A 10153-nucleotide genomic window follows, 5' to 3' on the forward strand; every position below is an offset into this window, starting at 1 on the left:
GTCCGCCGGCCCCGCAGCAGCGTCCGGTCCACCCGGAACAGCAGGGCCCCGGCGGTACCGCGCAGCGGCCCGACGGGCGCGCGGTGTCCGACGCGTGGGCGCTGCCGCCCGCGTCCGGCCCGGGCGACGGGCGTACGCCGCTGTACGACACCCTGGAGACCAACTGGTTCCACGGTGGCGGCGGGCAGGAGCAGGGCAACGGCTCGGCTCCGGCACCCCAGCAGCAACAGCAACAGCAGCCCCAGCAGCCGCAGGCCCCCACCGGTCCGCAGCGGTCCGCTTCCACCGCCTGGCGCAGCTCGCCCAACGACGAGCTGGTCCGGCAGGCCGAACGCGTCCGGCAGCCGGCCGCGGGCGGCGTCACCACCTCCGGCCTGCCGCGCCGGGTGCCCAAGGCGAACCTCGTCCCGGGCACGGCTCAGCAGCAACAGCACCAGAGCGGTCCTCAGGTCTCGCGCGCCCCCGATGACGTGCGCGGCCGGCTGACCAATCTCCGTCGGGGTATCGCACAGGGTCGTCAGGCCGGTACCACCCAGACCGGCAGCTTCCCGAACCCCACTCACCAGCAGGAGCGTTAGTTGAGCCCGATGAGCCAGGCGGCACAGAACCTCAACTGGTTGATCACCAACTTCGTGGACAACACCCCCGGGGTGTCCCACACCGTCGTCGTGTCCGCCGACGGTCTTCTGCTGGCCATGTCCGAGGGGTTCCCGCGCGACCGCGCGGACCAGCTCGCGGCCGTCGCTTCGGGACTGACCTCCCTGACGGCCGGCGCCTCCCGGATCTTCGAAGGCGGCAGCGTGGCCCAGACGGTCGTCGAGATGGAGCGGGGATTCCTCTTCCTCATGTCCGTCTCGGACGGCTCGTCCCTGGCCGTTCTCGCGCACCCCGAGTGCGACATCGGCCTCGTCGGCTACGAGATGGCGCTCCTGGTCGACCGTGCGGGAGCGGTCCTCACCCCGGACCTCCGCGCTGAGCTACAAGGAAGTCTGCTCCACTGATCGGCCCCGGCACCACCCGTCTCACCAAATCACCGTCCGGCCGCCACATTCCCCCCACCGGCCCCGTCAGACGGCTTGACTGACCGACTTGCTGTCCCGCCCGGAGGACCCATGACCCCGCCCACCGCCTCTCATGATCCGTACGCGGAGCCGTACGAGGACGAGGGCGACCAGCCGCTGGTGCGTCCGTACGCGATGACCGGCGGCCGGACCAGGCCGCGTTATCAGCTGGCCATCGAGGCACTGATCAGTACGACGGCCGACCCGGCAGCGCTCATGGGGCTCCTCCCGGAGCACCAGCGCATCTGCCATCTGTGCCGTGAGGTGAAGTCGGTCGCCGAGGTCTCGGCGCTGCTCAACATGCCGCTGGGTGTTGCCCGGATCCTGGTGGCCGACTTGGCGGAGGCGGGACTCGTCGCCGTGCACCAGCCGGGCGGCGACGAGACGACCGGCGCCCCGGATGTGACACTGCTCGAAAGGGTGCTCAGTGGACTTCGCAAGCTCTAACGGCGGGGCGGTCTCCGAAAACCGCGCCACCACGTCCGCGAAGATCGTGGTGGCGGGCGGCTTCGGCGTGGGCAAGACCACGTTCGTCGGCGCCGTCTCGGAGATCAACCCGCTGCGCACGGAGGCCGTCATGACGTCCGCCTCGGCGGGCATCGACGACCTCACCCACACCGGGGACAAGACCACCACCACGGTGGCCATGGACTTCGGCCGTATCACCCTGGACCAGGACCTGATCCTGTACCTGTTCGGTACGCCCGGTCAGGACCGCTTCTGGTTCATGTGGGACGACCTGGTGCGCGGCGCCATCGGCGCGGTGGTCCTGGTGGACACCCGCCGGCTGGCGGACTGCTTCCCGGCGGTGGACTACTTCGAGAACAGCGGCCTGCCCTTCGTGGTCGCCCTCAACGGCTTCGACGGGCAGCAGCCCTACCAGCCGGAAGAGGTGCGCGAGGCGCTCCAGATCGGTCCCGACACCCCGATCATCACCACCGACGCCCGCCACCGCGCGGATGCGAAGAGTGCGCTGATCACATTGGTCGAGCACGCTCTCATGGCGCGTCTCAGGTAAAGCCGGAAAAAGAGGCGACGTACAACAGTCGTCGTAGACGTCCCGGAGCCGGCTGTGTCCTTTGACACGGCCGGCCCCGGTGTTCATAACGTTTCGGCAGAGGAATCGGAGGAGGTCGACACGCGACGCGGTCGCGCGGTGCCGCTGCGCGCACGAACGAACCGCCTTTTGCCGGTGCTCGCTCTGTATGACCGTTTTATCTGGGACTTACATCACTCGGATTCCTCGCCTTCCAGTGTTTGGAAGAGCCCTGGTCGGCATGCTGGAATGCCTGAACTGCCCAATAGTCAAAGACGTACTCCACAGTCGATGGCACACCGGGCTCTGAGACACAGCGGCACAACGATGGTGCCGACCGCCGAGAGGTTGTTGGTCGAGTGAGGCGAAGCAAGAACAGTCCCGAGCCGTCGGCCCGGGGCAACTTCACGCCGCCGCCGCGCACAGCGGCGCCCGCCCCCGCCCCCGTGCCCGGTCCCGAGCCCACGGCCGCGCCCGCCAAGAGCGGAGGCCGCCTTTCTCCGCGCAACTGGCGCGTGACGACCAGGCTGAACGCGATCCTGCTCATACCCGTGCTGGTCGGTCTGGTCATGGGCGGCTTCCAGGTGAAGGGCTCGATCGACACCTGGAGCGAGGCCGAGGACGCGGAGAACACCGCGCGTCTGGTGCGCGCCTCCCTCACGTACGCCGACGCCCTCTACAACGAGCGGGACGTCACCGCGGTCCCGCTGCTGCAGGGCAAGGGGACGAGCGACCCCGACGTCACCAAAGCCCGTGCCGCGACCGACAAGGCCGCCGACGCCTTCGACGAGGCCGCGCGGAGCATGCCCGACAAGCCCGGCCTGAAGCGCCGGATGGATCTGTTCCGCAAGGCCGAACCCCAGCTGACCTCGTTGCGTGCCGCCGCGTACACCTCCAAGCTCAAGGGGGTCGCGACCGAGGAGGGCTACGTCGCCGTCGCCCACCCCCTGATGGAGCTGGCCAACGAGCTCGGCCTCGGCACCGGCAACGTCACCAGCTACGGACGTACGGTCTACGCGATCTCGCTGACCAAGTCGGCACTGTCGCTGGAGCGTTCCATCGGCATGCACCTGCTGGTGAAGCCCGGCCCGACCGACAGCCAGCTCGCCAGTCAGCGCGTGGCCCTCTCCTCCTACGCCTACCTCGAGCGCATCGCCATCGAGGAGTACAGGGGCGGCGGCACCGAGGCCGACGTGGAGAAGCTGGAGCAGACCGCGCAGCGGATCCAGGCCGAGGGCAAGGTCATGGCCCGGGATGCCTCGCAGAGGGACCCGGACTACGTGGCGCCGCCCGCCAAGACGGAGACGATGATCTCCGAGCTGGGCCGGCTCCCCTCCACGGACGCGTCCGCCCGCGCCGAACTCGCCGCCCAGGGCATCACCCCCGCCAACTGGTGGGCCGTGAACACCCTCAAGTTCGACGGTTACCGCGAGATCGAGTCCGATCTCACCGACACCGCGGTGAGCGAGGCCTCCCAGATCGCCGACGACGCCCAGCGCGACGCCCTCATCACCGGCGCCGCCGTCGTCATCGCCCTGCTCGCCGCGTTCATCCTGGCCGGCATGGTGGCCCGCCAGATGAGCCGCTCCATGCGCCAGCTGCGCAACGCCGCCTTCGGCATCGCCGAGCAGCGCCTGCCGATGCTGGTCGACCAGCTCTCCCGTACCGACCCCGGCCGGGTCGACACCAAGGTCGCGCCGATCCCGATCTCCACCACCGACGAGATCGGCGAGGTCGCCCGCGCCTTCGACCAGGTCCACCGCGAGGCCGTCCGGCTCGCCGCCGAGCAGGCCCTGCTGCGGGGCAACATCAACGCGATCTTCACCAACCTGTCGCGCCGCAACCAGTCGCTGATCGAGGGCCAGCTGACCCTGATCACCGACCTGGAGAACAACGAGGCCGACCCGGACCAGCTGGAGAACCTCTTCCGCCTGGACCACCTCGCGACCCGTATGCGCCGCAACGGCGAGAACCTCCTGGTCCTCGCCGGCGAGGAGCCCGGCCGCCGCTGGGACCAGCCGGTGCCGCTGGTCGACGTGTTGCGCGCCGCCTCCTCCGAGGTGGAGCAGTACGAGCGCATCGAGCTGTCCGGTGTCCCCGAGGCCGAGATCCACGGCCGCGCGGTGACCGACCTCGTGCACCTGCTCGCCGAGCTCCTGGAGAACGCCACCACGTTCTCCTCCCCGCAGACCAAGGTCCGCGTCACCGCGACCCGTCTCCCCGACGGCCGCGTGATGGTCGAGATCCACGACAAGGGCATCGGCCTGACCGCCGAGGACTTCGCCGACATCAACCACAAGCTGGCCAACCCGCCGACCGTGGACGCGGCGATCTCGCAGCGCATGGGCCTGTTCGTGGTCGGCCGGCTGTCCGACCGGCACGGCATCCGGGTCCAGCTCCGCCCCTCGGGCGAGCAGGCCGGCACCACCTCGCTGGTCATGCTGCCGGACGCGATCACCCACGGTGGTGGCGGCGAGCAGCAGCAGGCCCGCGACGAGTTCACGGTCTCGCAGATCATCCCGGAGCAGAACTTCCAGGGTGAGGACTTCAACCGCCAGCCGCTGCGCACCGCCGCGGAGCTGGGCTTCGACGACAGCCGCTACGAGGTCCCGGACGACATCCGCGACCTGGACCCGGTCGGCCGTTCCCTGATGCGCGAGGAGCGCCGGGCGGCCCTGGAGTCCCAGGCGCAGCCCGAGCCGGCCGCCGCGAACGGCCAGGAATCCCCCGAGGCGTCCGCCTACCAGGACGGTTTCGCCGCCCCGCAGGGCTACGACGACGGCCAGGGTTACCAGGACAACGGCCAGGGCTTCGACGCCGGCTACCAGGAGCAGCAGACCGCCGGGTACGACCAGCAGGCGTACGACAACGGGCAGCGGACGGCGTACGAGGAGCCGCAGCAGCAGACGTACGGCGAGGGGTTCTACGCGCCGGACGGTGGACAGGCGCAGAACGACGCCTTCTCGTCCAACGGCGGCTACCCGGACGCCTCCTACCCGGAGCCGGCCCAGGACGACTGGCCGCAGCAGGGCGGTTACCACAACGGCTACCCGGACCAGTACCCTGCTCAGGCCCCGGAATCGGAAAATACGCAGGCCGCTGACGCACGTGAGCAGGACAGCGTAGGCTTCGACCGTCCGGGACCGGCTGTCTCCGACGTCCACCCGTTGACCGACGCCGGGCTTCCCCGCCGCGGATCCACCGCGGGCGGAGCGAACGGCTCGGGCGGCGCGCGGCGTGCGAACCAGGAGCCGCCGGCTTCCACTCCGGAGGGTGACGGCGACAGCGGCTGGCGTTCGGCGAACGACGAGCGCTGGCAGCAGGCATCGTCGCTCCGGAAGCCCAAGGCCGGCGGAGTGACCTCCTCCGGTCTGCCGCGGCGAGTCCCCAAGGCCAACCTGGTCCAGGGAGCCGCCGAAACCACCCCCCAGGGAGGCCCCCAGGTCTCCCGCGCCCCGGAAGACGTCCGGGGCAGGCTGAGCAACCTGCGTCGCGGCGTCCAAAAGGGCCGCAGCGCGGGCAGTGAAACGAACGGTCAGGGCTTCGGTTCTGACAGCACCTACAACCAGGAGCGTTAGTGTGAGCCCGATGAGCCAGGCGGCACAGAACCTGAACTGGTTGATCACCAACTTCGTGGACAACACCCCGGGGGTGTCCCACACGGTGGTGGTCTCCGCCGACGGACTCCTTCTGGCGATGTCCGAAGGCTTTCCGCGCGACCGCGCCGACCAGCTCGCGGCCGTCGCCTCCGGTCTGACGTCTCTGACGGCAGGCGCCTCCCGGATCTTCGAGGGCGGCAGCGTGAACCAGACGGTTGTGGAGATGGAGCGGGGATTCCTGTTCATCATGTCCATTTCCGACGGTTCGTCGCTCGCGGTTCTCGCACATCCCGAGGCGGACATCGGCCTCATTGGGTACGAGATGGCCCTTCTGGTCGACCGGGCCGGTACGGTCCTGACGCCGGATCTTCGAGCGGAGCTCCAAGGGAGCCTTCTCAACTAGAGGACAGACGGTGCGTTTTGGCGTCCCGGGGCCGTAAGGTTTCGGGACGCGGCTCCACAGTGATGGGCGCCAGGCACAGTCGGAGGAGGAGAAAGTGGCAACACCCCCAGACGGTTCATCAGCGGGCAACTGGTCGTACGGTCCTGCCCAGGGCCAGAACGACGGCTCCCAGAACCGGTACGGATACCCCTCCGCGCCACAGCACCGGCAGCCGTACGCGCCGCAGGGCCCCGGCCCTTCGCCGTACGACCAGCCGCACGCCCCTCGCATCCAGCCGGTGCAGCCGCAACGCCGGGCACCCGAGCCGGCGCCCGCCGGGGCGTCGAACAATCCCCTGGTGCGCCCGTACGCGATGACGGGCGGCCGCACCAGGCCGCGGTACCAGCTCGCCATCGAGGCGCTGGTGCACACCACCGCGCAGCCGCACCAGATGCAGGGCCAGTTGCCCGAGCATCAGCGGATCTGCACCCTCTGCCGGGAGATCAAGTCGGTGGCCGAGATCTCGGCCCTGCTGACGATCCCTCTCGGCGTGGCCAGGATCCTCGTCGCCGACTTGGCGGAGGCGGGACTGGTCGCCATCCATCAGCCCGGCGGCGACGAGAACGCCGGCGGCCAGCCAGACGTGACACTGCTCGAAAGGGTGCTCAGTGGACTTCGCAAGCTCTAGCGGCGGTCCTTCCCGCTCCACCACCTCGGCGAAGATCGTGGTGGCGGGTGGCTTCGGCGTGGGCAAGACCACGTTCGTCGGGGCCGTTTCGGAGATCAACCCGCTGCGCACGGAGGCCGTCATGACGTCTGCTTCGGCGGGCATCGACGACCTCACCCACACCGGGGACAAGACCACCACCACGGTGGCCATGGACTTCGGCCGTATCACCCTGGACCAGGACCTGATCCTGTACCTGTTCGGTACGCCCGGTCAGGACCGCTTCTGGTTCATGTGGGACGACCTGGTGCGCGGCGCCATCGGCGCGATCGTCCTCGTGGACACGAGGAGGCTCGCCGACTGCTTCCCCGCGGTGGACTACTTCGAGAACAGCGGCCTGCCCTTCGTGATCGCCCTCAACGGCTTCGACGGCCAGCAGCCCTACCAGCCGGACGAGGTGCGCGAGGCGCTGCAGATCGGCCCCGACACCCCGATCATCACCACGGACGCCCGCCACCGCGCCGACGCGAAGTCGGCTCTGATCACCCTGGTGGAGCACGCTCTGATGGCCCGCCTCCGCTGACGGCCACCGCCCGTCTGCGCCGAGCGGCGCGACCAGCCCCCTGCGGCCACTGTGCTGCCGGGGGCTGTCGTATGCCGGGTGCGAGTCGGTCGGTGGCTGGTCGCGCCCCCTGGGGGTGTCGCCCCGGGCGCGGAACGCGGGAAGGGCCCCTCCTTTGGTGGAGGGGCCCTTCCCGGGGTCAGCGCCAGCTGTGGGGGGCTCGGAAGCCCGGTTCGCGTTCCAGGCGGCGCCAGCCGGCCTTCGCCCGGCCCCGGTGGGCCGGAGCCGCCGGCCGGGCGGCGGCCCTGGCCAGCAGGATCGCCGTGATCGCGGCGACCTCCTCCGGCTCGGCGTGCCCCTTCTCGACGCGGATGTCAGGTGTGCTCATGGCGTGCGTCTCCCTTACTGCGGCGGGTTGCCGTGCTTGCGGGACGGCAGATCGGCGTGCTTGGTCTGCAGCATCGCCAGCGAACGGATCAGCACCTCACGGGTTTCGGCCGGGTCGATGACGTCGTCGACCAGTCCGCGCTCGGCGGCGTAGTACGGGTGCATCAGCTCGGACTTGTACTCCTTGACCATGCGCGTCCGCATGGCGTCGGGGTCCTCGGCCTCGGCGATCTGGCGCCGGAAGATGACGTTGGCCGCGCCCTCCGCGCCCATCACGGCGATCTCGTTCGTCGGCCAGGCGTACGTGAGGTCGGCGCCGATGGACTGGCTGTCCATGACGATGTACGCACCGCCGTACGCCTTGCGCAGGATCAGCGAGATCCGCGGCACGGTGGCGTTGCAGTACGCGTACAGCAGCTTCGCGCCGTGGCGGATGATGCCGCCGTGCTCCTGGTCGACGCCCGGGAGGAAGCCGGGGACGTCCAGGAAGGTGAGGATCGGGATGTTGAAGGCGTCGCACATCTGGACGAAGCGGGCGGCCTTCTCGGACGCCTCGATGTCCAGCACGCCGGCCAGCGACTGCGGCTGGTTGGCGACGATGCCGACGACCTGGCCGTCCATCCGGGCCAGGGCGCAGATGATGTTGCGCGCCCAGCGCTCGTGGACCTCCAGGTACTCGCCGTCGTCGACGATCTCCTCGATGACCTTGGCCATGTCGTACGGCCGGTTGCCGTCGGCGGGGACCAGGTCGAGGAGGACGTCGCTGCGGCGGTCCGCGTCGTCGGCGCACTCCACGCGCGGCGGGTTCTCCCGGTTGTTCTGCGGGAGCAGGGAGAGGAGGTAGCGCACCTCGTGGATGCACGTCTCCTCGTCGTCGTAGGCGAAGTGGCAGACCCCGGAGGTCTCGGCGTGCACGTCCGCGCCGCCCAGGCCGTTCTGGGTGATCTCCTCGCCGGTGACCGCCTTGACCACGTCCGGGCCCGTGATGAACATCTGCGAGGTCTCACGGACCATGAACACGAAGTCCGTCAGGGCGGGGCTGTAGGCCGCGCCGCCCGCGCAGGGACCGAGCATCACGCTGATCTGCGGGATGACGCCGGACGCCTTGGTGTTGCGCTGGAAGATGCCGCCGTACCCGGCGAGGGCGGAGACGCCCTCCTGGATGCGGGCGCCGGCGCCGTCGTTCAGGGAGACCAGCGGTGCCCCGGCCGCGATGGCCATGTCCATGATCTTGTGGATCTTGGTGGCGTGGGCCTCGCCCAGCGCGCCGCCGAAGATCCGGAAGTCATGGGCGTAGACGAAGACCGTGCGGCCCTCGACGGTGCCCCAGCCGGTGATCACACCGTCCGTGTACGGCTTCTTCTCCTCGAGACCGAAGCCGGTGGCCCGGTGCCGGCGCAACTGCTCGACCTCGCGGAAGGACCCCGGGTCCAGCAGCAGTTCGATGCGCTCCCGCGCGGTCAGCTTGCCCTTGGCGTGCTGCGCCCGGGTCGCCTTCTCGCTCGGGCCGGCCAGTGCCTGGGCACGGATCTCGTGCAGTTCGGCCACGCGTCCGCGCGCGTCGGTCGGCTCACCCGGCGCCTCATCCAAAACGGTCATGTAGTGACCTTACGAAGCCGACCCGGAAATGCGAGCCGTCGACTCCTCACAGTCTCCGGGGTGTTTTCCTGGTACCCCTGAACAGAACCACGGCGGCATGCAGCCGTTCCGACTGCTCAGAGGGCGTCCCCCTTGTAGAGGTCGCACAAAGACGGCCCCTGAGAGCCACCTCACATTCATGTGGGGCGCATGCACCCGTTCGGGTCGGTCTGCTCACCCGGAGCGTAGCGGTGGCGGTGGTCGGCTCCCCGCCGGGGTCTCAGCCGAAGCGGTCGAGGAGCCTGCGGTAGAGGCCGGGGGTGAGGGCGCGCACCCGGGAGGGGAGGGCGAGCCAGGCGGGGATGTAGGTGTCGTCGCGGCCTTGGGAGACGGCGTTCCAGACGGCGGCCGCGACCCGGCCGGCCGAGGTGGGGCGCGGGTGGGAGCGGTGGTACGGCGTGCCGCGGCGGGCGAAGAAGCCCGTCTCCACGGGGCCGGGCACGACGAGCGTCACCCCCACGCCCGTGCCGCGCAGTTCCTGGCGGAGCGCCTCGGCGAACGCGGCGAGCCCGGCCTTGGCCGCGGAGTACACCGCCTCCTCCCGTACGCCGACCGAGCCGGCCACCGAGCCGACGAGCACCACCCGGCCGCCGCCGGCCGCCACCATCGCGGGCAGCACCTCCCGCACGAGGTGCAGCGTCGCGTTGAGGTCCAGGAACAGCACCCGGTCGATGTCGGTGTGCGGCATGGTCAGGAAGGGCCCGGCCCAGCCGATGCCCGCCCCGGCGACCAGCACGTCGATGTGTCCGGTCTCCCGCAGCGCGGCCTGTGCCAGCATCTTGGCCCCGTCCGGCGCGGCGAGGTCGGCGGGCAGCAGGACC

The 10153-nt window shown here is 70.1% G+C and carries 10 protein-coding genes and 1 pseudogene; 8 read left to right on the forward strand and 3 right to left on the reverse strand.

The genetic code is table 11. The features are described from left to right. The 8 genes and pseudogenes from B7767_RS26815 to B7767_RS26850 form a co-directional block, all read left to right on the forward strand. A pseudogene (locus B7767_RS26815) lies at positions 1–578 on the forward strand (hypothetical protein); the annotation flags it as partial. A gap of 9 nt (positions 579–587) precedes the next feature. Further along, positions 588–1001, forward strand: coding sequence for a roadblock/LC7 domain-containing protein (locus B7767_RS26820; protein ID WP_003993189.1), 414 nt, complete (start codon positions 588–590; stop codon positions 999–1001). Positions 1002–1112: 111 nt separating this feature from the next. Further along, positions 1113–1508: a DUF742 domain-containing protein gene (locus B7767_RS26825; RefSeq protein WP_004924977.1), complete on the forward strand. Its 396-nt coding sequence runs from the start codon at positions 1113–1115 to the stop codon at positions 1506–1508. Next, the gene (locus B7767_RS26830) at positions 1489–2079 is read left to right on the forward strand and encodes an ATP/GTP-binding protein (protein ID WP_073936442.1); all 591 of its coding nucleotides are present in this window, start codon (positions 1489–1491) and stop codon (positions 2077–2079) included. Before B7767_RS26825 ends, B7767_RS26830 begins: the two co-directional genes overlap by 20 nt. A 377-nt stretch (positions 2080–2456) precedes the next feature. After that, positions 2457–5675, forward strand: a complete 3219-nt coding sequence (locus B7767_RS26835; protein WP_085574437.1) for a nitrate- and nitrite sensing domain-containing protein — start codon at positions 2457–2459, stop codon at positions 5673–5675. Positions 5676–5685: 10 nt separating this feature from the next. Further along, a complete protein-coding gene (locus B7767_RS26840; protein WP_004983065.1) occupies positions 5686–6099 on the forward strand; it encodes a roadblock/LC7 domain-containing protein in 414 nt (137 codons plus the stop codon). 94 nt (positions 6100–6193) lie between these two features. Further along, a complete protein-coding gene (locus B7767_RS26845; protein WP_085574438.1) occupies positions 6194–6766 on the forward strand; it encodes a DUF742 domain-containing protein in 573 nt (190 codons plus the stop codon). After that, positions 6747–7328 (forward strand): ATP/GTP-binding protein, encoded by a 582-nt coding sequence (locus B7767_RS26850; protein WP_030216560.1) that lies wholly within the window; start codon positions 6747–6749, stop codon positions 7326–7328. The genes B7767_RS26845 and B7767_RS26850 overlap by 20 nt, the downstream gene beginning before the upstream one ends. A 178-nt stretch (positions 7329–7506) precedes the next feature. On the opposite strand, the gene B7767_RS26855 is transcribed toward B7767_RS26850, so the two are convergent. From B7767_RS26855 to B7767_RS26865, 3 genes are all read right to left on the reverse strand, one after another. Continuing rightward, entirely contained in the window at positions 7507–7695 is a 189-nt protein-coding gene (locus tag B7767_RS26855; protein ID WP_085574439.1) for an acyl-CoA carboxylase subunit epsilon, read from the reverse strand. Positions 7696–7709: 14 nt separating this feature from the next. Next, on the reverse strand, positions 7710–9293 hold the full coding sequence (locus tag B7767_RS26860) for an acyl-CoA carboxylase subunit beta (protein WP_085574440.1): 1584 nt from the start codon (positions 9291–9293) through the stop codon (positions 7710–7712). A gap of 259 nt (positions 9294–9552) precedes the next feature. Next, positions 9553–10153 (reverse strand): SDR family oxidoreductase (locus B7767_RS26865; RefSeq protein ID WP_085574441.1); only part of this gene is annotated, 601 nt, incomplete at its 5' end.

Source organism: Streptomyces sp. 13-12-16 (assembly GCF_002114215.1).
GTDB lineage: Bacteria > Actinomycetota > Actinomycetes > Streptomycetales > Streptomycetaceae > Streptomyces.

Bases quoted from the DNA above. Each gene is read 5' to 3' on its own strand.
- B7767_RS26860 (WP_085574440.1), bottom strand. From the start codon at position 9,293: ATGACCGTTTTGGATGAGGCGCCGGGTGAGCCGACCGACGCGCGCGGA.
- B7767_RS26825 (WP_004924977.1), top strand. From the start codon at position 1,113: ATGACCCCGCCCACCGCCTCTCATGATCCGTACGCGGAGCCGTACGAG.
- B7767_RS26855 (WP_085574439.1), bottom strand. From the start codon at position 7,695: ATGAGCACACCTGACATCCGCGTCGAGAAGGGGCACGCCGAGCCGGAG.
- B7767_RS26820 (WP_003993189.1), top strand. From the start codon at position 588: ATGAGCCAGGCGGCACAGAACCTCAACTGGTTGATCACCAACTTCGTG.
- B7767_RS26840 (WP_004983065.1), top strand. From the start codon at position 5,686: ATGAGCCAGGCGGCACAGAACCTGAACTGGTTGATCACCAACTTCGTG.